Source organism: Lacipirellula parvula, from assembly GCF_009177095.1.
GTDB lineage: Bacteria > Planctomycetota > Planctomycetia > Pirellulales > Lacipirellulaceae > Lacipirellula > Lacipirellula parvula.
On the sequence record NZ_AP021861.1, the window covers coordinates 2,218,863 to 2,240,474 of the forward strand.

Consider the following 21,612-nt stretch of genomic DNA (forward strand, 5'->3'; position numbering starts at 1 on the left):
CGCATGAGTCTTTCCTCCCAACTGCTCGCTGAACTTAGGAACGCCATCGGGCAGGGTTCGCAATCTTTCTCCATCACGGCTGGCACTCGAACGATTCACTGCCGAGCGATCCAGTGCGAGCCGTTCGCGGCGACGATCGACGAGCTGACGCTCGAAACCGCCGAACTCGCCGGCGCGAGCGTCGCTCAGCTTCAAACGGCGAGCCAGTCGCTCGCCCAACGCGTGAACTACCTGCTCGAACCGATCGCTCCGATCGAAACCGACTCGCAAGGCTGCAGCGTCCAGATGCGGAGCAACCCGCCGCAACGCGACGACAACGCGAGCCGCTACTATGAACTGCTCCTTCGCCGCGGCGGTTCGATCGCACTCTGCCGCTTCGAAAAACAGCCGGGGCAACCCCGCCTCCGCGTTCCCGCCGCGCTGACCCACGAAGTAATCGGCCGGCTTGTCGACGATTTCTCCAGCACCGTGGATTCAATTTGAACCGCCAAGGACGCCAAGTACGCCAAGGGAAAGACGAAGAATGAACCACGACGGCACAACGGACACGACGAAGGGAAAGAATTGAATGACGAAAGTCGAGATCACAGCAATGAGAGAGGAAGTGTTTTGCTCAGCCCTCATTCGATCTTGGCTTTTCATCTTTTCTAGTCGTGTACGCCGTGTCGTCGTGGTGAATCCGTCTGTATTCCTTGGCGCACTTGGCGTCCTTGGCGGTTCATTTTTTTGTATTCGGCACATTGTGACGTTCCCGTTCCATCCCTAAACCTCCGAGGGCGATTCTGGTACCATGCGAATTGACTTTGAACTCCTTCGACGGCTATTCCACCACCGCATCTCTCGCCATGCATCGTCCTACCGCTTCGACGCAGCCCATCGAATCTACCCGTCCGCCGATCGACGGTGGATGGCACTGCAGCCACTTCTACTACACGTGGAATCGGGATCGGCTGGCCGACATGCCGCCGCAGCAGGTCGCCGCGGGCCGGGCCGCACTGATCTCCACGCTCGATCCTGCCCGTGAGGGGCAGCCGCTTCGCGTGCAGACCTCGATCGTCAGCGGCGCCAAGGCCGACTTCGGGCTGATGGTGATGGACCCCGATCCGCTCGTGGTCGATTCGGTTCACCAGCAGCTGATGGCCGGCCCGCTTGGTCCGGCGATCGTCCCCGGCTACTCGTTCGTCTCGATGACCGAGATCAGCGAGTACGTGATGACCGCCGAGCAATACGGCGCGCGACTGGTCGCCGAAGGCGAGACGGCGGGCAGCCCAGTGTATGAGACGAAGCTGAAGGCGTACGCCGACCGGCTGGTTCACATGAACCACCAACGGCTGACGCCGAACTTCCCGGCGTACACCAACACCTGCTTCTACCCGATGAACAAGAAGCGGAAGGTGGGCGAGAACTGGTTCCTGCTGCCGAAGGAAGACCGCAACGCGATGATGAGCGAGCATGCCAAGAGCGGCATGGCCTACGCGGGCAAAGTCTCGCAGCTGATCACTGTCGGCCTCGGCCTCGAAGACTGGGAGTGGGGCGTTACGCTGTGGGCGACCAATCCCGAGTACCTGAAGGACATCGTCTACCATATGCGGTTTGACGAAGCGAGCGCCCGCTACGCCGAGTTCGGGCCGTTCTACGCGAGCTACGTCTCGACGGCGGAGGCGATGCTGGATCATTGCCTGATAGGGAAATGACGAATGCGTCAAACTCTGCCGATCGCCGAGTCTGAAACGTCCGCTTGCCCTTTCTTTCTCGCGGGTCGCCGTTTCCGATTCTTTCAATTGCCTTGCTAGCACATTAGAATGGGCCCGCGGCGGCGCAGGTTTCCATTTCAATTGGCAGGGCGAGGGTCCACTCTCATGGCAGGCGCCATCGTGTCCGGCGCGACCGGCGAAGCAACTCCGTCTGGCGGCGCTCCGTCGCATCGCGGCGGCGTTCACTGGGTGAAGCACCCGCTGGTCGAACATCACGTCACCCGCATGCGGCGGGAGACGACGCGTCCCAGCGAGTTCCGCAGCCTCGTCCGCCGATTGGCGGCGCTGATGGCGTACGAAGCGACGCAAGATTTGCTGACGCAGCCTCTTCAGGTGACGACGCCGCTGTGCGAAACAGACGGCGTGCAGATCAAGGGCCGCATTGGCATCGTCCCGATTCTGCGGGCTGGACTGGGGATGGTCGACCCGGTGCTCGACCTGCTGCCGATGGCCGAGGTGTGGCACCTCGGTCTCTACCGCGACGAAGCGACGGCTCAGCCAGTGAGCTACTACGACAAGCTTCCCGCCAAGCGGCCGGTCGACGTGGCGATGATTCTCGACCCGATGCTCGCCACCGGCGGCTCGGCGGCTGCAGCGCTGATGACGCTCCGCGAGTGGGGCGTGCCGCAGGTGAAAGTGCTGTCGCTCATCGCCGCCCAACAAGGAGTCGACGCGGTGGCGTCGCAATTCCCCGAAGCGCAGATTTACGTCTGCCAGATCGACCCGGAGCTGAACTCGCACAAGTTCATCGTGCCGGGGCTCGGCGACGCCGGCGATCGGATTTTCAACACCATCGAACCGCACGAATAAACCTCGTCTCGCTCGGCCCGATGACGACGCTGGAGGCGGCGCGTCGCGGGTCGACGTTTTAGAGCGTCGCTCATTCGGGCGGCTTCTCGTTCTCCGTCGAATACTCAAGCGAAGGGCCACGGCCGCCTCATGGAACGCGTGATCAGTTTTCTCGGTTTGTTTGTGATGGTCGGGCTCGCGTGGCTGATGAGCTCGCACAAGACGCGGTTTCCGTGGCGGGTCGTCATTGGCGGCATGTTGCTGCAGCTGGTCTTCGCGCTCTTGATTCTCAAGACGACCGCCGGCGAAGCGTTCTTTGACGGCGTCGACGGCGTGTTCAACGCGCTGATGGATTGCGTCGACGCCGGCTCGAGTTTTGTGTTCGGTCAGAACTTCAAGGACCATTACTTCGCCTTTCGCGTGCTGCCGTCGATCATTTTCTTCGCGGCATTGATGCAGGCGCTCTACTACGTCGGCGTGATGCAGTGGATTGTCCGCGGCCTTGGCTGGGTGGTGCAGCGAACGCTCGGCACCACGGGGCCGGAAAGCCTCGCGGCGGCGGCCAACATTTTTCTTGGGCAAACGGAAGCCCCGCTCGTCGTGCGGCCGTATGTCAACAAGATGACGAAATCGGAGCTGATGGCGATCATGGTTCCCGGCTTTGGCTCCACCGCAGGCGGCGTGCTCATCGCCTACAAGGGCATGGGCATCGACGCGGGTCACCTGCTGACCGCCAGCGTGCTCTCGGCGCCGGCGAGCTTGCTCATCGCGAAGGTCATGATCCCGGAAACCGAAACGCCTGAACCGGTCGAGAAGGTCGAGCTCGAAATGGGCGACTCGGGCGGCAATCTCGTCGAAGCCGTGTCGATGGGGACGCTGGAGGGATTGAAGCTGGCGCTCAACGTCGGCGCGATGCTGATCTCCTTTCTCGCGCTGCTCGCGCTCTGCGACGGGTTGCTCGGTTGGGTCGGACATCAGGTTTACGATGTGGGCGAGTGGTTCGGCTGGCTTGAAACGGGGTTCACCTTCGAGTGGTCGCTCTCGGCGATCTTTGCGCGAATCTTTTGGCCGATCGCTTGGGTGATGGGAATCGAGACGCAAGATTGTTCCGCCGCGGGGCAGTTGCTCGGCATCAAAATGGCTTCGAACGAGTTTGTCGCGTACGGCATGTTCAGCGAGTGGATCAAGCCGGGCGGGGAGATTGACCTCAGCCCGCGAACGCAGGTGATCATGACGTACGCCCTGTGCGGGTTTGCGAATTTCAGCTCGATCGGCATCCAAATCGGCGGCATCGGCGGCATGGCGCCCGAGCGGCAGCGGGATCTCGCGAAGCTCGGCCTGCGGGCGATGCTTGGCGGGGCGCTGGCGAATTTCATGACGGCGTGCATCGCGGGCATGCTGCTGTAGTGAAATTGGTCGACCGCGGATTACGCTGATTGCACGGATCGGCTAAATTCAACGCTCTTCAATTTTGCCGCTTCGAAGATTTTGCAGTCCGTCCTGCACGAACGCATTCCTGACTTCCTCCATCTGTGAAATCCGCGTCATCCGCGGTTGCTTCTCTGACCGCCGAAAGGACTCTCTCTCCCATGAAAACGCTGCTCAGCAAAGAGGAACTTCACGATGGCGTCGCCCGGATGGCGAGCGAGATCGAGCGGGCCTTCGAGGGGCGGCAGCTCACGATCGTCGGCATCCTCACGGGCAGCGTCGTGTTGGTGGCCGACCTCATCCGCCACATCGACCAGCCGATGCGGGTCGGCGTCATTCAGGCGAGCAGCTACCGCGGCGCGACGACGACCCGCGGCGATCTGGTGATCAACAGCGAGCTGATGCTCGACATCGCCGGCCGCGACGTGCTGTTGGTCGACGACATTTTTGACACTGGGCACACCCTCCAAAAAGTGGTGGCGAAGCTGCAAGACTTTAAGCCGGCCAGCGTCAGCTCGGCCGTGCTGCTGCGGAAGCAAGGGCGGCAGGAAGCCGACTACGAGCCTGACTTCACCGCGTTCAACATTCCGGACGAATTTGTCGTTGGGTACGGCCTCGATTACGAGGACATGTACCGCAACCTGCCGTACCTGGCGGCGCTCGAGCCGGAAGATCTTGAGCGGCATCGGTCGATGCACAGTCAGGCGCTGTAAGTCTTTCTGATTCTTTCTCGTGCAGTCTCTCGTTCCCTCGTTCCCTCGCTCCGCGTGGGAACGTTTTTTTGACGCTCTGCGTCATTCTTTACGGCTGCTCGTATTGTTGGTCTCGCGCCGCGGGAGCGGCGGGGAGTGCGTTCCCACGCGGAGCGTGGGAACGAGGCGCGGCGGCGGTTGAATTTTGTCGCGAAACGCGTTTTTTGGCGACAAAATTCACCCGATGCGCGAGTTGTGCGATCGGCTATTGAACGAACTCGTGGGGTGCTCTGTAGTTGCATTGTTTGATCGATGCATAAGTCTTTGGTCGCGTTTGCATTCTGTCGCGACAGAATTGGGTTGGCGTCGTCGTGTGATTGGTATTGGGCGACGCCCGACTCAATGGATGACGACCCCCAGGCGGAGCCTGGGGCTAGGATGCGCGTGGAGATAGCTTCTCCGCAGTCGCACGGATCTAGCGGCTTGGTTCGTTGTAGCCGAAGCGGCCGTCGCCGCGCAGCTGGCAGATTTGGCCAGCTTGACAAGACGCTTGCGTCACGGCGACCGATCAGAGCGCGCCGGAAGAGAACTGCTCAGGCAGCAGCACGGCGAGGGTGGTGGTGCGCGTGCGCATCGGATCGTCGGCGTCGATCAGGATCACTTCCATTGCGGGTCCGAATTCGCTGAGGACTTGTCGGCAGGCGCCGCAGGGAGAGTGCCCGCCGCTGGTGGCGACGGCGACGGCGACGATTTGCTTGTGCCCCGCGGCGACGGCGCTGCCGATGGCGACGCGTTCGGCGCAAATCGTCAGGCCGTAGGAGGCGTTTTCGACGTTGCAGCCCGCGAAGATTTGGCCGTCGGCGGCGAGCAGCGCGGCGCCAACTTGGAATTTGGAATAGGGGGCGTAGGCTCGGCTGCGAACCGCCAACGCCGCCGATTCCAGCGATTTCCGCAGGGTTTCATTCATCGATAGATTCCTCTATTTCGTTCAGTTCCGCCCCCGGTGTACAATTTTGCCGGCCTCGATTGGCAGCGACTTTCAGCAGAGCAGGGACGAGCTATGGCGAAGTGCGACGGTTGCGGGACGTTCATCGTGTTCGGCGGAGTCAAAAGCGACGGCTACCGCTACTGCAACAATGATTGCGCGCAGCGCGGTCAGGTGCAACTGTTGTCGAACGCCGTGCCGCAGGAATTGCTGGACCGCTACATTCACGAAGTCCACCAAGGCGACTGCCCGAAGTGCGGCGGACCCGGGCCGATTGACGTCCATATGTCGCACACCTGCTGGTCAGCGCTCGTAATGACGTCGATGAACAGCAAGCCGCAGGTTTGTTGCCGTTCGTGCGGCGTGAAAGCTCAGGTGGGCGCGACCTGCAGTTCGGCGGTGCTGGGCTGGTGGGGATTTCCCTGGGGGTTGTTGTTCACGCCGATCCAGATCGTGCGGAACGTCAAAGCGATTGTGGTCAAGCCGGACCATTCGCGGCCTTCGCCGCAACTCGCGCACTTGGTGAAGCTGGATCTGGCGAGTAGTGCGATTCGACCGGGGATCAAGACCTAAGACAGCGCACTTCCCAAGGAGCTTCGGATGAAGCACGAAGTTCGATTGGAAGCTTCAACGGGATCGTCGGTGGCCGTCGTCCATCGGCAGGCGACGCGACCGCAACTTGGCGCCGTTGTTCAAGCGGCCTGCGGCGTCGTGTGGAATACACTGCGGGCGGCGCAGGTAGCCGGCGTCGGTCGGCACGTGGCGATCTATTGGGACGATACGATTCGCCTCGACGTCGGCGCAGAGGTCGCTGAGCCGTTCGCTGGAGCGGGCGAGGTCGTGGGAGCCACATTGCCGCGAGGGATGACGGCCGCAGCGACGCACGTTGGGCCCTACGACCAACTCGGCGGCGCGCATCAGGCGATTCAGGCGTGGTGCTCTGCGAACGGACGGCCGTTGGCCGGACCGAGTTGGGAGATCTACGGGCACTGGCAGAACGAGTGGAATGCCGATCCGACGCTGATTCGCACAGACGTTTATTACCTGCTAGCGGACTCTGCGAGCTAGATGCGTGATTAGACGCTTGCGGTCGCGTGCGAAACCCGAGAAGCGTGGCGTTTAGCTCGCTGCTCAGCAGATGGCTGCGACGCCTCGCGGTTTGGCGCGAGCGTCACGATGCGTTGCTCGCGCGGTTTGATTCGTCGGCGCCCGAGTAGCCGCAGGAACTGATAGCGAGCTTCTTGCCAAATTCGTTGTTCGCGGGCGAGGTAGCACCGACCAACGCTCGGCTGCGCGGCGCCTTTGAGGCCGGATTGCTCGGCGTCGTCGAGAGCGTCGGCAATCATTTCAGCTGCAAGTCGCATCGACTTGGCGGTGATGGTTGCTTCGGTATCACTTGGAGCGAGCGCCGGATAGCCGTACTTCAGCACCGCGCCCGTGTCGATGCCGCGATCGATGCGGTGGAGCGTGACGCCGACGTTGTCGACGTCGTTGTTTGCGAGGGCCCAAAAGAGGGTTCGCTCGCCGCGGTAGGCGGGCGCGATGCCGCGGTGGACGTTGAGGGTGGCAAGGCGTGGGATCTCGAAGATCTCGGGCTTTAAGATCGGCGCCGCGGTGACGAGCAGCACGTCGGGGTTGAGGCGGCGGAGTTCCGCGGCGAACGGGCGCGAGTTGATTTGACGGATGTCGATGGGCGTCGTGGGGATGTCGCCGACCGTCTCGTCGAGGTGGGCGAGGTAGTCCATCGCTTCGCGTTCGCGGCGGTTGTGGGCGCGTTCGAGATACTTGCGGTGCGCGAGTTCGACGACGCTCCTGACGGGGGCCTTGCGGAATTTGGCGAAGCGCGAGGCGGGGGCGGCGGCTGGTTCGCTCCACGCGACGCGGAAGACGTGGCTGATGGGGTGGCGCTCGGCCACGGAGCGGAGGAGGTAGGCGTTGGTCGGCGTGCAGGTGCTGAGGGCGACGATGTTCACGCGAGTCTCACGAGGCGAGAAAAGGGAGGGCGGCATGCTGTGCGGGACGGCATGCCGCCCGGCGGGAGAGGGGGCTGGAGAGCTTCAGAGTAGTTAGGGGGAGAGAGAGGCCTGGCGGGGAAGGCTCTACGGAGGTCCACAATTGAGTGTGGAGTTAGCAGAGTAGGCTGCTGCGGCCGGAGTGATGGGCGCAATCGGAATGCTGCGCGTGGGGAGCGTGTACCAGCTGCTTCCCCCCTCCCCAGCCCAGTACTGCGCACAGGCTACCGCCTGCGCTCGATCGCCGCTGGCGACCGTGCTCGTTGCTCCCTCCAGGGGGAGGGGGGCAGACATTTCATCATGGCGGCGAGAGGGCGAGCGGTGCTCTCAGTCGATGCGGTCGAGGATGAGCGGGCCGGTGGCGGGGGCTTCGTCGGTGACTTGGATCGCTTCGAGCAGTGTGTGGCGCACCCGTTCGGCGATCATCGGTTTGGCGAAGATGCGAGCGAGCGGTTGGCCGGCGTCGATGCGGTCGCCGAGCCGCGTGAGCATTTCGAGGCCGGTCGAATGGTCGAGCTGGTCGCTGAGCACCTGGCGGCCGCCACCCATAGCGATGATCGCTTTGCCGAGCAACTCGGCGTCGATGCGGGCAAGGTAGCCACTGCGGGGGCTGACGAGGTCGCTCGCCGGAGCGACAGGACGCGGGGCGTTGAGGTCGCCCGCTTGGGCGGCGATCATCGCGGTGAATTGTTCCATCGCTTCACCGGAGTCGATGGTGCGTTGGAGCTTTTCGATGCCGGCGGCGGAGCTCTCGACATGTTTCGTGGAGACTAGCACCTCGGCGCCGAGGGCGAGCGTGCACTCCATGAGGTCGGCGGGACCGTTGCCCTGGAGGGCGGCGATAGATTCGTCGACTTCGACCGCGTTGCCGGCCATGCGGCCGAGCGGCTGATTCATGTCGGTGAGGAGCGCCGTCGTCGCGACGCCCATTCGCTTGCCGGTGGCGACGAGCGATTTTGCGAGTGCACGGGCGTCGGCTTCGGTCTTCATGAAGGCGCCGGTGCCGAACTTCACGTCGAGCACCAGGGCGTCGAGGCCCTCGGCGAGCTTCTTGCTCATGATGCTCGCGGTGATCAACGGGATCGAAGGGACCGTGGCCGTGACGTCGCGAAGTGCGTAGAGTTTGCGGTCGGCGGGGACAAGGTCGGCGGTAGCGCCGGTGATGACGCAGCCGGTCTTGGCGACGACGGCGCGGACTTCGTCCATCGTGAGGTTGGTGCGAAAGCCGGGAATCGCTTCGAGCTTGTCGAGCGTGCCGCCGGTGGCGCCGAGGCCGCGGCCCGAGATCATTGGCACTTCGAGGCCGCAGCAGGCGAGCATGGGGGCAAGAAGAAGCGAGGTTTTGTCGCCGATGCCGCCGGTGGAGTGTTTATCGACGCGCGGCACGCCGTCATCCGGCCATTCGAAGCGGGCGCCCGAGGCGAGCATGTGATCGGTGAGCGAGGCGATCTCGTCAGTGGTCATCCCGTTAAGGTAGATCGCCATCGCGAGGGCCGACATCTGGTAGTCAGGGATGGCGCCGCGGGCGTAACCGTCGATGAACGCCGCGATCTCGGCGTCGGTGAGCTGCTCGTGATCGCGTTTCTTTTGGATGATCCAGACGGGGTTCATATCTTTGGCTCTGGGAGAAAGATCTCACGCAAAGGCGCGAAGGCGCAAAGAAGAGAAAAAAATTGTAAACGCTGAGCTGAGTTCAGCGATTGAATCATGCTCTTAAGCTTGGCCTCGCATTGTATTCCTTCGCGCCTTTGCGCCTTTGCGTGAAATACCTCTCACAGCGTTTCCACCACGCCGCGGACGATCGCGCTAAGTTTGGCGCCGGCGGTGGCGGCGACGGTGAGGACTTCGTGGCCGCAGGTTTCGCCGAGCGAGTCGGGCGAGCCGACGTTGGTGATTGTCGATAGGCCGAGGACGCGCATGCCGGCGTGGACGGCGGCGATCACTTCGGGAACGGTCGACATGCCGACGGCGTCGCCGCCGATGCGGCGGAGCATGCGGTACTCGGCGCGGGTTTCGTAGTTCGGCCCGAGCACCGAGGCGTAGACGCCGCGGTGGAGGATGAAGCCGTCGCGCATCGCGATTTCGACAGCGCGGCGCTGCAGGCCTTTATCGTACGGCGTGCACATGTCGGGGAAGCGCGGGCCGAGGGCGTCGTCGTTCACGCCGATGAGCGGGTTGCGGAACATGAGATTAATTTGATCGTCGATCAGCATCACGTCGCCGGTGGCGTATTGCGGATTGAGGCCGCCGGCGGCGTTCGAGACGACGAGCGTGCGGCCGCCAAGCGCGGCGAGCAGGCGGACGGGCAGCGACGCGGTCTCGGCCGAGTGCCCTTCGTAGAGATGGAAGCGGCCTTGGAAGGCGATGATGGGGGTGCCGCCGAGCGTGCCGCAGACCAAGCGGCCGGCGTGGCCGATGGCGGTGGTGTGCGGGAAGTGGGGGAGGTCGGCGTAGGGGATTGTCGCTTGGGCGTCGATTTCATTCACGAAATCGCCGAGGCCGGAGCCGAGGATGACGCCGGCCTTCGGCGTGGTGTTCCACTGGTTGCGAACGAACGCGGCGGTTTCGGCGATCTGATTGGCGAGGTGGAGCATCGTTACTCGTTCCCACGCTCCGCGTGGGAACGGGCGGGACGCCGCTCTGCGGCAATTTGGTGTTGGTTGTGGCTCTAACTTTAGGGCGCGCGACGCGGAGCGTCGGGGTGTGCGTTCCCACGCGGAGCGTGGGAACGAGGGTTAGCGAGAGGCTTCGTGTTGGAGGACCGAGAGAACTAACGCGCGGAGTTTGGGTTGCGCGGAGTTCGCGAACGCGATGATCTCGTGGATGTCGGCCGGCTTCAGCGTATCGGGGAGGCACATGTCGGTAATCACCGAGAGGCCGAAGACGCGCAGTCCGGCGTGGACGGCGACGATTACTTCGGGGACGGTCGACATGCCCACCACGTCGGCGCCGATCGCGCGGAGGAAGCGATATTCGGCTCGCGTCTCAAGGTTAGGGCCAGTGACGGCGACGGTGACGCCGCGGTGGGCGACGAAGTTCTCGCGGCGAGCCGTTTCGAGCGCAACTTCGATCAGCTCGGGCGTGTAGGGCGCCGACATATCGGGGAAGCGCGGGCCGAGGCGGTCGTCGTTGACGCCGACGAGCGGGTTGTCGCCCATCAGGTTGATGTGATCGTCGATCACCATCACGTCACCCGCTTTGTAGTACGGGTTCATGCCGCCGACGGCTTGGGAGACGATGAGCGTCTCGGCGCCGAGCGCCTTCATCACGCGGACCGGCAGCGTGATTTGCTTGAGCGGGTAGCCTTCGTATTGATGGAAGCGGCCTTCCATCGCGACGACCGGCACGCCGGCGAGTCGGCCGCAAACGAGGCGGCCGCGGTGACTGGTGGCGGTCGAACGCGGGAAGTGGGGGATGTCGGGATAGTCGATCGCGACGGGCGATTCGATTTCATCAGCGACGTTACCGAGGCCGGTGCCGAGGATGATGCCGGCGCGGGGCGTTTCGTTCCAGCGCTCACGGACGGCGGCGGCGGCGGCTTCGATTTGCGAGTATAGTTCTAGCATATTGGGCGTGTGGCGGAGTCCGGCGTGATTATTAATGCGGGAGCGGGGAGATTTTTAACCACGAAACACACGAAGCACACAAAAAGCTTAAGGGGGAAGAATGGAGGTGTTGTACCGTGAGGAAAGCTATCTGGTGATGGGGGCGTGTTTCGAGGTCTATAAAGAAATGGGGTGTGGGTTTTTGGAGGCGGTCTATCAAGAGTGTTTGGGTATTGAATTCGGTTTGCGATCGATTCCTTTTCAGCCTCAGCTGGAGCTACCGCTGCAATACAAGCAGCACGAACTCTCGCAGAAATACCAGCCAGACTTCGTGTGTTTCGAAAAGATCGTGTTGGAGATTAAGTCAGCCAACGCGATCATCGACAGACACCGTGCTCAAGTTCACAACTATCTTTGTGCCACAGGTTACCGATTGGGAATCATTGCGAATTTCAATCACCATCCCAAGCTAGAATGGGAGAGAATCGTTCGATAGGCGACATCACGAAGCACCATTGTTAGTCCTTTACTCAAGTCACACTTTCTATTTGGTGTGCTTCGTGTGTTTCGTGGTAAAAACCTCCCCGCTCCCGAATTGCGAGCTCCTAATATGCCCCGCCAGCTTGGGCTGTTTCGCCGCGTTCGCCGGCGGCGATGGCGGCGGTGCCGCTGGTGCCGAGGCGGGTGACGCCGAGGGCGACGAACTTTTGGGCGTCGGCGAAGGTGCGGATGCCGCCGGAGGCTTTTACTTCGACGGCGGGGCTGCAGGCGGCCCGCATCAGGCGGATGTCGTGCTCGGTGGCGCCGGTGGCGATCATGCCGCCGTTGTCGCCTTTCACCATGCCGAAGCCGGTCGAGGTTTTCACGAACGCGGCGCCGGCGGCTTCGCTTAGTTCGCACAGGCGGCGCTTCACGTCGTCGTTGGGGAGCAGGCCGCACTCGAAGATCACTTTGGTGATCGCTCCGCCCGCGCGGGCGACTTCGACGACGGCGCGGATGTCGTCTTCGACATATTGCCAGTCGCCGGCGAGCGCGCGGCCGATGTTCACCACCATGTCGACTTCACGGGCGCCTTGGGCGACGGCGATTTCGGTTTCGCAGACCTTGGCGCCAGTGGTCGTGCCGCCGTGGGGGAAGCCGATGACGGTGCTCGGGACGACCTTCGAACCGGCGAGCAGTTCGGCGGTCAGCGCGACCATCGAGGGCTTCACGCAGACGCTGGCCGTGCCGACTTCGACGCAGAGTTTGCAAGCTTCGCGGAGGTCGGCGTCGGTTTGGGTCGGTTGGAGAACGGCGTGGTCGATGAGGGCGACGATCGACATGGGGCGGCGGCTCGCAGGCGGGGCGAATGGGGGTGGCGAATGGGGGTGGCGGGGCCGGCCCCATCGTAGCGAAATGGCGTGCGGTTCGCCATTAGATTCGACCGCCAGAAATGGCGGGAATGCTTAAGCATTAAGGCACGAAGACACCAGATAAGCACCAAGGAAGGGCGGAAAGAACGGAGAAGTCGTCATACCATCATCTGCAATTTTTTGGTGCGTCCTCCGTGCGTTTGCGTCTTGATGGTTATTTTCTCGTTAGCGAATCGTTTCGCCGCCCGACATCGTGATCCAGGCGACGAAAGCGTTGGGATCGATTTCCTCAAGGGCGAACTCTACGTGCCCGTCGGCGAAGCTGACGAGGATGCCGCCGGGGTGGAAGCCGTAGGGCTGCGAGACGTTGTTGCAGTTGATGATTTGCGAGCCGTGGCAGTAGTTGTTGATGGTCATCCAGGTTTCGGGGCTGGCCCAGCGGAAGCGACTGTTGATCGAGCGGTTTTCCTCGCCGTTGTAAAAGAGCGGAGCGGGGTCGGTGGCGCGTTGATACCAGCCGAACATGAACGGCTTCGCTAGCGGAACCTTTGATCGCCTTACTGGAAGAGACGCCAGCGATTTTGCCTTTGAATTGCCCGAGGCGGTAACGCCCACCCTTGAGCGAATACCGGTTGCTCGTGCCGCTCTTGGTTGTAACCGTCGTCGTTTTGAAGTGCAACCGAACCTCTGTGCCGAGAGCCCGCAGAGCCTCGTTGACGATAATTGGATTCAACAAGACGTGCAGGTCTTCTCGGAAAGGATCGCGTTGAAACGACGCAAGGAACTCGTTGATTTTAGCAGGTGGGACGGCAGCCGAGATTGCGGTGCGGTCGAACTCAGCCCAAAAGTCGTCGAGCCGCTTAGCATCAGCGTCGGTGTAGTAGAAGTCCGCGGGAATCTTGCTTGGGTCGCCGTCGATTGCCGCCAGCATCTGCTCTCGGGTGAGCCCGTTGGTTTTAACGAGGCCCTCCAGCTCCTTCTGCCGAGCGACCAGCTTATTGAGCTGGGCCTGGATCATCATCGCCGTCTCGGCATCCCAGTCCATCGCAAGAAGCTTCTCGCGAGTCCGCTTGAGGTCCGCAGTTACCTCTCCTAGCTCGATGTCGTACAAATTCTGTTCTCTGCGCTTAAGATTGGGGGCAACAAGATCATCGGGAGGCGACGTGAGAAGCTCGGTGAGGTCGTCTCTGGTCTCGAAGAACAGCGACATAACCTGCGGCAGAATGTCCTCCTCGTTGATGGCGGGTGTGCCGGCCGAGCAAGCCCCCTTACCGAACCGACGCGTCATCCCGCAGTAGTACCGACGCTTGCCGCTGGAGGGAGGCGTTGCCCCGGCCATCTTCGATCCGCAATGATCGCAGACCAGGATATCCGACAGGACATACCGCGAGTGGCGGTCACGCTTGCCGATAGCGAACCGCTCCCGCACCTTAGCCGCTTGCCGCTGCGCTGCGTCGAACGTTTTCCGATCGACGATTGGTTTGTAGACATTCCGCCGCGTGATGACTGGCGCACGCTCGATGTGCTTGGGCTGAGCATCCTGCGCATCAGCCAATTCGCCGTCCGCCCCAACAACAGTAAACTTACCTTGCTGGCGGCGCCCGTAGGTGAAGTCACCCGCGTAAACCGCGTTCACGAGAATGTCGCGGACGGTGACCGCCGACCATTTTGACTTACCCCGAGGCGAGGGAATCTCCTCAGAGTTAAGCACCGCCATTATCTTGTTGTAGGGAATCAGGTCCGTTACGAACATCTGAAAGATTCGCTTGACGACGGCGACGGCCTTTCGATCGCCGTGGACCAAACCTCCGTTACCGTCATTCTTCATCGCGTAGGGAATCGGTGCGGCACGCTTCCCCTCCCCTGCCCGGTCGAGGTTCTTCAACGTGCTGCGGCGAGAAAGCTTGCGGCTGGACTGGTTGCTCGACCATACGTCGATAATGAACTTGAGCGACTGCCCTAAGTCGTTTCGGTTCCGCAGGTCGTAAACGCCTTGAGCGACCGTCACGATGAACTGAATGCCGCTCTTCTTGAGGGCCTTAACGTCCTCTTCAACGTCATCCCAATCCGCTCGACTGAAACGATCTACGTCGTCGCAGATGATCGCTACGAAGTCGCCCTTGGAAGCGGCGTCCCCGAGCATTCTTGCGAAGTCGGGTCGAGCCCCCTCACGCTTCCAACCGGACACGCCCGGGTCCGCGTACTCGCGAATAATCTGATAGCCGTTAGATTTCGCCAGCTTCTCAATCTCTGTGCGCTGTTGCGAGATCGATTTTTCTTGACGCTCCCGCTTGCGCCCCTGCGAATCGGTTTGAAGCCCCTTTGTAGATTTCCGCAAGTATGAGACTGCTGGAATTAGAGCCTGTGCCTTAGCTTTTGCCGGCATCGTCGTGACCTCCACCGTGACCTCTGTAAGCAAAAGAGGGGGCGGCGTGGCCTACCGAGGTCACGGAAAGTGGCCCAACTCGGGGGATCAATCCCGAGAAGTGCCGCCCCTGCTGCGAATTATACCGAATTCGTCGGCTACCCCTTATAACTCGTCGTTGCCTCGACTCTGGGGCCGCCATCTCGACATTCAAACACAAATTGTCAATAAATACGAAGCTCCACCGGCGCCCAAATGCATGAGGCAGCTATTCTCTCATTCGCGATTCAAGATCGCACGTCCAATCCACTCTTAGGCATGTAAAAATGAAATTGGTCGCGGCGCATATCGACGCATTCCGTAGCATCATCGGTCGCACACTTGAGCTTTCGCACGAATGCCTAGGCTTGGTGGGCATTAATGAATCGGGCAAATCTAACGTTCTTGCTGCTCTGTCCGTGCTCGCTGAAGACACCCCCTTGAAGGGCTCAGATGCGCCGAAGATGAACAGAAAGCTTGACCCGGCAATCCGCTTCGAGTTTGTACTTGACGCATCCGAAAAGCAGACCGTCCGCGACCAGCTGATGCGATGGCAGGAACTCTCGAACGCAAGCGATTTGGCGTGCGACGTTGAGCAGTGCCGTTTAACGTATCACGTTTGCTTTGATTCCAAGAGAAATCAAGAATTGCGATTCTTCACCGTGGATGGCGCCGAAATTGACGAGCGTTTTTTAGTGCGGAAGTTCGGCGAAGAGACAAGAGGAAGGCTCATCGAAATGCCGGGAGGCGTTCAGAAACTCGACGATGTTGTTTTATGCACCATCGAGATCATTCAAAGCAATAAAATGACATCGATCAAACTGTCTGAGATCCTGGAGATAGAATCAGCGATCGAAGATATTCGAGGAAAGATCGCCCAGCTTATCGAGTCCGCGATTCGGGCCGCCGACGACGAACACGATGGCCTCGAAACTGAAGCCGAGGATGACGAAGAACAAGAAGATGATAACGAAGAGGAAGAAATCGATGAGGAGAGTCACAAAGATGATGACAGCGGAAATGAAATTGATTCCGATCCTCCAATCAACGAGCCTCATCGTGAAATATCCGAGGACGATCTACAACGTCACCTGCCGGCAAGCAAGCTGACCGAATACTTACAGCTTCAGCGAAGGCTGCAAAGCCTTGAGCTTTCGAAGTTCGGCGCAACGGGCGATCTGGAACATGCCTACAATGTTCCAGCTTTGATCGCATCGAACAGAGCTGACATTGAGCGACTTTGTAGACGACTCGAAGGGTACAATTCACGTCGAGATGCGAACGAACTTGCAATCTCAGAATTATCATCTCTTAAAACCCTTACGGCAGAGCAAAAGAAACAACTCGTTTATGAACGAAAGCAGTTTGCCAACCGCTCGAGACTGATTGAGAACGCACAGCGAGAACTCAACCGAACGAGGCTGGAACTAGCAGCCCTTGAGACGCCACTCACAGATTGGTTTACTACCAGCAAAGCCGATCTGAATCTGCAGCTAGGGGACGCGCTTGATTCACACTTCGGTAGCCAACTGCCTCGTGTAGTGATGTGGACGCACAGCGATCGCTACATGCTGCAAGGTGAGACCGATTTTGGGACGATGACGACCGTCGAGCACCTCGATGAACTATCGCGTCCATTGCTCAACCTTTTTCGAATCGGCCTTAACCTTGACACCCTGGAAGGCATAAAAGAGACGATAGGAGAAATCCAGTCGGACGGAGGGCAACGCACGCGTTACCAAACGCAAATCAATCGGCGTCTCAAAGATTACTTGAAGCAAGTTTGGCCAACGTATGATCAGCAGTTACACATCTCACTCGAACAAGAACGCATTCGAGTTCAATTCTTCGATCCCTCGTGCGACGACGCCAGCTACTTCAACATGCAGGAGAGAAGCCAAGGCTGCCAGACATTCATATCCTTCCTTCTGACTATAGGTGCTGAAGCAAAAACCGGTGTGATATCAAATTCCCTCCTTCTACTCGACGAGCCGGAAATTCACCTGCACCCGTCGGGTGTTCGATACATGCTTAAGGAGTTAATCGAGGCATCTCGTCACAGCAATACTGTCGTATTCGCCACGCATTCAGTCTTCATGATTGATACGGAGAACTACGATCGGCACGTCATTGTAAAAAAGGAGCAGGAACTTACCGTCATACAGCCGTCGCGTCGCGATCGAATCGGCTTCTTCATGCAAGAGGAAGTACTGTACTCGGCGTTAGATGTACATCCAACGCGTGATTTCGGATTGCGACAGCAATTCAATTTCGTGTTTGAAGGCGATGGCGATGCGACGCTTTTCGAGAGTTACTTCACTCGCGGATTGAGGGTCGAAACTCGCCCGTTCGAGCTAAACAAGACATCCTTTTACCAAGGCGGCAAGTGCGGCGACATCCTTAAGTACTTCAAGCGGACACCAATCCAGCTTGGCGCAACATGGATCTTCCTCCTCGACCGCGACATGCCTGCCGACGAACTTCGTACGTTTCTTGTCAACCGGTTTCAACCATTCGTAGATCAGTTTGTCTTCGTTTACCAGTACTCAGAAGCTGATCGTACTGACATTACGACAACGGAACTCGAAGACATGCTACCCATTCCCTTTTTATCTAGATCAATCGTCTCGGCAAGCGAGGCGACTGGAGTGTCCGTACCAGAGGACGATCGCCGAGACGGCGAGTCATTTGACGCGGAAATGATTAGGAAGATTATCGACGCGGACGATAGGAAGCGATTTGAAACCTCATTCAAGAGCCACCTAAATCGCAACCTGCGAGATGCATGCAAGGGCCTACGAAAGCATGAGGATTTCATTGCTTCATTTCCTAAGTACACAGCATGGGCTGACAGGGTAGTCGGAGATATTGCAGCAAAACGAAACGGCGCAACCTCTAAACCTAAAACTTCAACTCAGTAATCGATATAGCGACTGTGCCTCCTTCAATTGAGCCGCCCCCGGCCGCCAAACAGGAGCAAAACGGCCGAGAGCGACTCTTTTGTAAAGGAGCGGGCAGCGTGGAAGCTTACCGAGAAACCACGCTGCCCGGGCTTTCGCCAACAGAGCTACTACACTCCGCCCTCCCCAGTGGTCGGCGAAACTAGCGGCGGTTTGAGCTGAACTCGTTTTGGAAGGTCCAGCTTTCGAGCGGCATCGGCGTCGGTACGTCGTCGTTGCGACGGTTCGTCACCCCCTCGCCAAATGCCATCCCCGCGTACATCGAGTGTTCCTGCCGAGTCGCCGCGGGTTCGGGAGCAGTAACCGGCTTGGGATCGTCAACGAACTCGTTGCGAAAATTCCAAACGTGCAGTTCCATTGGCGTCGGCTTGTCGTTGGCGATTGCCTCTTCACGCTGGCGTTCAGCTTCCTGTTCCGGAGTCCAAAACCGGCTGTATCTCCCGCTGTATACGTACCCTGGATCGTCGTTGGGAGCTTGGCCGCCGTTACCGCCGCAATTGCAAGTGGAGCGGGAGTTACCGCAGCACGACATATGGGGTTCGTTCGTGATAAACATTTGTTTCATATGTAATATTATCCTCGTTAAATCGTGTTAAAGCCCGGATTTATTATACGCTTCACCTGCCGGGGGAAATCGAAGAGACCTAGAGCACGCTAGGTGCGGCGAATCGTGGAGATTTTATCGCGGTAGGCCTGCATTTCGCTCTTGCGCTTCATCGCGGCCTCTTCCTCGTCGAGCCGCAATCGTTCGTGCCGCGACTCACGAGAGTCCGGGAACTCATCCACAAGCTGCTGCTTCAACTGTTCTTCTTTGGCCTGTAGTTTCGCGATACGCTCGGCACCCCGCTTGAGTTGCTCGTCAGCGTCGGCCGGCGGCGGTGGGCAATGCATCGGCCCCTTGAAGTGATTGGCGGCCTGCTCGGTGCAATCTCGCTTGAAGTTGTCGAAGTTACGCTGCTCATCAACGATCTTCGCGGACACGTACTCCAACTGGAAGCGAACAGCGTCATCTGGAGAGAATGGCGGCTGACGGGTCTGGGTTGGGAAGGCACTCCCAAACATCGGCGGGGGCGTCCAGTACTTCGCCCCATTCTCGAAAATGGTGGTGTCGCTCTCTCTAACGTAAACGTAGCTCAATGGGCTACCATCCTCGCCGAGCTGGGCTGCGGCGAATCGCTCAAAAGGGGCCAAACCGTCTGACATCGAAGTTCTCCTAAAATAGGACCAAAGGAAAGTAATTGCTAACCAAAGAGGTTTCCGCCAAGATCAACGAACCCGTTGTTTAAGGCGTCGTTGAAAGACCTGTTATTAGGCATCGCTCGCACGCGGGACTCTTCTGCTTCGTACTCGGCTCTGCGTCGATCAAAGTCAGACCAAGGATCGGGAGGCGGCGAGTTATCGGTGGGGTTGTAGAGAACCCGAATTTGGAATGGCCGAACGCCGGCAACCTCGTGGGCCATGAGCAACGCGAGAGCAAAGGCACTAAACGTATCGCCGTGGCCGTCACCGTCTCTGGGGGAAGTCAGCCGGCAACCATACGATTTTTCTTCGACACGCAGGCGATTCAAATCTCGGCGCAACGGCTCGCAGTCGTACAGTTGGATGCGACGATCGCCGAAGCATTCAATCGTCAGCGTCGCCTGCTGGCGAAGGTTTGCAGCAACTGGTGGAATCTCGCGCATCCACGGCTGGTTTCCGTACAGCCGTCGACTGTTGCGGCGTCGGTGCCCGGAATCCGCTTCTAGCGTTTGGGCCAAGTGCTCTGCCTGCCAAGGATCGAATCCAATAAACTCCAATCCATACTGCTTTTCGAGGCTGAGGATGTACTGCTCAACTTCGATCAAATCGATCTTCTGGCCGAGCGTCGGCCGCCACTGCTTCTGGTGTGCGAGCCGAATCTTGCCGGCAACGCCCCCCTCGGGAACAGCGAGAACTACAACAGCCGAGCAATCGCGGGTCAGCCCCAAGTCGAGCCCGGCCACAAAGATGTAATCTCTCTCGTCACCGCGCATGGGCTGAAGATCGTCCTTGAACGCCGCGGCGATGTCCTCCTTGGTGAGTGCGTCGCCACCAGCAGAAGACCATTCGTTCAACCACAGGCGGTTGTATGCTAGGCCCGGCAAGAGGCGTCGCTGTTCGGCTAGCGTTTTCTCCGTCATCCAACTGGCGACTGGTCCGTCGAGGCGACGAAAGATCCAGTCTTCATCGTTGCGAATTGATTCGCGGAGTTTCCACTGCCATGTTTCAGCGAAGCCCGCGTTGCTGATAATTACAAAGAGACAACCGGTGCGCTTCGCAGCCGACGAGATCAGCGAACCGAACAACTGTTCCGCGGAATCGAGCCAATGGGTCAACTCGTCGGCGATGATCAGGTCAGGTAGAATGCCGTAGCTGGACGCAACATCGCTGGTCGACACAGTCAGCGACGCTCCAAAGCCCGGGTGGGTCTGGTGGACGTTTACAACTGAGAGCTTCTGGACTTCGATGACTTCCGCCAACCACGGGTTCAGTCTCAAGATGACGTCGATGGCGTTGCGGAGTAGAGCGGCTTGTTCGGAATCGGCGGCGAAGCAGTACCCCTTGATTGGTCGAGTCGCGAACATCAACGCCCAGATTACGATGACCGCCAAATCTGTTGTCTTACTATGGCCGCGGGGACGCTCCAAATAAGCTCGCATAACCGCGGTATCGGAGTCTGAGCGGCCGGCGCAACGCATCAAGCCGGGGTCGATCGCGGCGAAGTCTTCACGCTGCCAATCATCCATAATCTGGCCGAATCGCTTCACCGAGCCGTCAGCGTCGACCAACAGATCATCGCGGAACGCTGCGGGGTTCTCGGCATACTTCGCTAGTTTTGCTGCGTTCATACTACTCCTCCACGTCCGTTACTTGCGGGGCTTGCCGGAGCGTCGCCCAAATATCAACCTTCTTATCTAAATCCAACAGCCGTAAATTCCGGTCGCGTTGGTCCGATGCCTTGGCGATCTCCCCGCTGAACCGTAGCCGGTCGCTAGCCGTCATCTTCCCTTCCGCCTCTCGCAACCAATGCTGGGCGAGAATGCCGTGCCTCTCCCACTTACAGATAGAGTTGATACAGGCGGCGTCGGTCATACTCACCGAACCCTTAGCGTTCTCCACCAAGGCCTCCAAGTGCCTGCGGAGCCCATTCACCCGCTGCTCCACGTACTGAAGGTGCTCGGGGATCGATTTGCTCAAACTTGTTGCCTTGGTCGAAGTGCGGAAGCAGGAAGGTGAGGCCGTTGTGAGTGGCGAGCGCCGGCTTAACGCCCGTGGGCGGCTCGCCGTCGCGATCTTGTGCGGCTGGGGCGAAGTATCCTCTCGCAGACTCAAAATTAAGCGCTGCGAGGGCGAGATTCTTAAGATTGTTGGCGCAGTCGCTTTTGCGAGAGGCTTCGCGAGCAGCCTGTACTGCCGGAAGCAGCAGCGCAATAAGAATCGCGATGATCGCGACAACGACGAGGAGTTCGACGAGCGTGAACGCATCGCGACGCGTTCTGCTGGCGGCGTAACCGTTCATACGGATGGCCCTGAAGGAGCGCTGCATGCCGCTCGGTCAGAAAGGTTCCGCGTCCATTGCTGACAATGGGCACATCCGTTGTGGCTGTTATGCTAGCAATTCATCATTCTGGACACAAAGAGATTCTGATAAAAAAACGAGCGGCCGAGAAAT

At 59.6% G+C, this 21,612-nt stretch carries 21 protein-coding genes and 1 pseudogene; 9 read left to right on the forward strand and 13 right to left on the reverse strand.

What is annotated here, in order from left to right:
• Window positions 1–3 precede the first annotated feature (3 nt).
• The 5 genes from PLANPX_RS08620 to hpt all read left to right on the forward strand — a co-directional run bounded on the left by PLANPX_RS08620 (window position 4) and on the right by hpt (window position 4,684).
• Window positions 4–483, forward strand: a complete 480-nt coding sequence (locus PLANPX_RS08620; RefSeq protein WP_152098340.1) for a hypothetical protein — start codon at window positions 4–6, stop codon at window positions 481–483.
• Between the two features lie 362 nt (window positions 484–845).
• Entirely contained in the window at window positions 846–1,694 is an 849-nt protein-coding gene (gene hemQ, locus PLANPX_RS08625) for a hydrogen peroxide-dependent heme synthase (protein WP_152098341.1), read from the forward strand.
• A 165-nt stretch (window positions 1,695–1,859) separates the two neighbouring features.
• The gene (upp, locus tag PLANPX_RS08630) at window positions 1,860–2,564 is read left to right on the forward strand and encodes a uracil phosphoribosyltransferase (protein ID WP_152098342.1); all 705 of its coding nucleotides are present in this window, start codon (window positions 1,860–1,862) and stop codon (window positions 2,562–2,564) included.
• 129 nt (window positions 2,565–2,693) lie between these two features.
• A complete protein-coding gene (locus tag PLANPX_RS08635) occupies window positions 2,694–3,950 on the forward strand; it encodes a NupC/NupG family nucleoside CNT transporter (protein WP_152098343.1) in 1,257 nt (418 codons plus the stop codon).
• 182 nt (window positions 3,951–4,132) lie between these two features.
• On the forward strand, window positions 4,133–4,684 hold the full coding sequence (gene hpt, locus PLANPX_RS08640) for a hypoxanthine phosphoribosyltransferase (RefSeq protein WP_152098344.1): 552 nt from the start codon (window positions 4,133–4,135) through the stop codon (window positions 4,682–4,684).
• Between the two features lie 547 nt (window positions 4,685–5,231).
• Here the strand turns inward: hpt and cdd are convergent.
• Entirely contained in the window at window positions 5,232–5,630 is a 399-nt protein-coding gene (gene cdd, locus PLANPX_RS08645) for a cytidine deaminase (RefSeq protein ID WP_152098345.1), read from the reverse strand.
• A gap of 93 nt (window positions 5,631–5,723) precedes the next feature.
• Here cdd and PLANPX_RS08650 point away from each other — a divergent pair, with 93 nt between their 5' ends.
• Entirely contained in the window at window positions 5,724–6,221 is a 498-nt protein-coding gene (locus tag PLANPX_RS08650; RefSeq protein WP_152098346.1) for a hypothetical protein, read from the forward strand.
• 27 nt (window positions 6,222–6,248) lie between these two features.
• Window positions 6,249–6,716: a GyrI-like domain-containing protein gene (locus PLANPX_RS08655; RefSeq protein WP_152098347.1), complete on the forward strand. Its 468-nt coding sequence runs from the start codon at window positions 6,249–6,251 to the stop codon at window positions 6,714–6,716.
• 8 nt (window positions 6,717–6,724) lie between these two features.
• On the opposite strand, the gene PLANPX_RS08660 is transcribed toward PLANPX_RS08655, so the two are convergent.
• The 4 genes from PLANPX_RS08660 to PLANPX_RS08675 form a co-directional block, all read right to left on the reverse strand.
• A complete protein-coding gene (locus tag PLANPX_RS08660) occupies window positions 6,725–7,657 on the reverse strand; it encodes a formyl transferase (RefSeq protein WP_232536341.1) in 933 nt (310 codons plus the stop codon).
• A gap of 330 nt (window positions 7,658–7,987) precedes the next feature.
• Window positions 7,988–9,271, reverse strand: a complete 1,284-nt coding sequence (locus tag PLANPX_RS08665) for a thymidine phosphorylase (protein WP_152098349.1) — start codon at window positions 9,269–9,271, stop codon at window positions 7,988–7,990.
• 161 nt (window positions 9,272–9,432) lie between these two features.
• The gene (locus PLANPX_RS08670; protein ID WP_152098350.1) at window positions 9,433–10,254 is read right to left on the reverse strand and encodes a purine-nucleoside phosphorylase; all 822 of its coding nucleotides are present in this window, start codon (window positions 10,252–10,254) and stop codon (window positions 9,433–9,435) included.
• A gap of 141 nt (window positions 10,255–10,395) precedes the next feature.
• Window positions 10,396–11,226, reverse strand: a complete 831-nt coding sequence (locus PLANPX_RS08675) for a purine-nucleoside phosphorylase (RefSeq protein ID WP_152098351.1) — start codon at window positions 11,224–11,226, stop codon at window positions 10,396–10,398.
• Between the two features lie 100 nt (window positions 11,227–11,326).
• Here PLANPX_RS08675 and PLANPX_RS08680 point away from each other — a divergent pair, with 100 nt between their 5' ends.
• Window positions 11,327–11,701: a GxxExxY protein gene (locus PLANPX_RS08680; protein ID WP_152098352.1), complete on the forward strand. Its 375-nt coding sequence runs from the start codon at window positions 11,327–11,329 to the stop codon at window positions 11,699–11,701.
• A 109-nt stretch (window positions 11,702–11,810) separates the two neighbouring features.
• Here the strand turns inward: PLANPX_RS08680 and deoC are convergent, their stop codons facing one another.
• The 3 genes and pseudogenes from deoC to PLANPX_RS28410 form a co-directional block, all read right to left on the reverse strand.
• On the reverse strand, window positions 11,811–12,527 hold the full coding sequence (gene deoC, locus PLANPX_RS08685) for a deoxyribose-phosphate aldolase (protein WP_152098353.1): 717 nt from the start codon (window positions 12,525–12,527) through the stop codon (window positions 11,811–11,813).
• 255 nt (window positions 12,528–12,782) lie between these two features.
• Entirely contained in the window at window positions 12,783–13,082 is a 300-nt protein-coding gene (locus tag PLANPX_RS28405) for a DUF1559 domain-containing protein (RefSeq protein ID WP_420844075.1), read from the reverse strand.
• A gap of 694 nt (window positions 13,083–13,776) precedes the next feature.
• Window positions 13,777–14,943 (reverse strand): annotated as a pseudogene (locus PLANPX_RS28410) (recombinase family protein); the annotation flags it as partial.
• Between the two features lie 305 nt (window positions 14,944–15,248).
• Here PLANPX_RS28410 and PLANPX_RS08695 point away from each other — a divergent pair.
• The gene (locus PLANPX_RS08695; protein WP_152098355.1) at window positions 15,249–17,882 is read left to right on the forward strand and encodes an AAA family ATPase; all 2,634 of its coding nucleotides are present in this window, start codon (window positions 15,249–15,251) and stop codon (window positions 17,880–17,882) included.
• A 181-nt stretch (window positions 17,883–18,063) separates the two neighbouring features.
• Here PLANPX_RS08695 and PLANPX_RS08700 read toward each other — a convergent pair whose 3' ends face one another.
• The 5 genes from PLANPX_RS08700 to PLANPX_RS08720 form a co-directional block, all read right to left on the reverse strand.
• Window positions 18,064–18,486 carry a hypothetical protein gene (locus PLANPX_RS08700; RefSeq protein WP_152098356.1) on the reverse strand — a complete coding sequence of 141 codons (423 nt, stop codon included), beginning with the start codon at window positions 18,484–18,486 and terminating at the stop codon, window positions 18,064–18,066.
• Between the two features lie 89 nt (window positions 18,487–18,575).
• Window positions 18,576–19,124, reverse strand: a complete 549-nt coding sequence (locus tag PLANPX_RS08705) for a hypothetical protein (protein ID WP_152098357.1) — start codon at window positions 19,122–19,124, stop codon at window positions 18,576–18,578.
• 38 nt (window positions 19,125–19,162) lie between these two features.
• Complete coding sequence (locus tag PLANPX_RS08710; protein ID WP_152098358.1) at window positions 19,163–20,788, reverse strand: terminase large subunit domain-containing protein; 1,626 nt, start codon at window positions 20,786–20,788, stop codon at window positions 19,163–19,165.
• Between the two features lies 1 nt (window position 20,789).
• The gene (locus tag PLANPX_RS08715; protein WP_152098359.1) at window positions 20,790–21,059 is read right to left on the reverse strand and encodes a hypothetical protein; all 270 of its coding nucleotides are present in this window, start codon (window positions 21,057–21,059) and stop codon (window positions 20,790–20,792) included.
• Window positions 21,046–21,459: a DUF1559 domain-containing protein gene (locus PLANPX_RS08720; RefSeq protein WP_152098360.1), complete on the reverse strand. Its 414-nt coding sequence runs from the start codon at window positions 21,457–21,459 to the stop codon at window positions 21,046–21,048. The genes PLANPX_RS08715 and PLANPX_RS08720 overlap by 14 nt, the downstream gene beginning before the upstream one ends.
• Window positions 21,460–21,612: the final 153 nt, after the last annotated feature.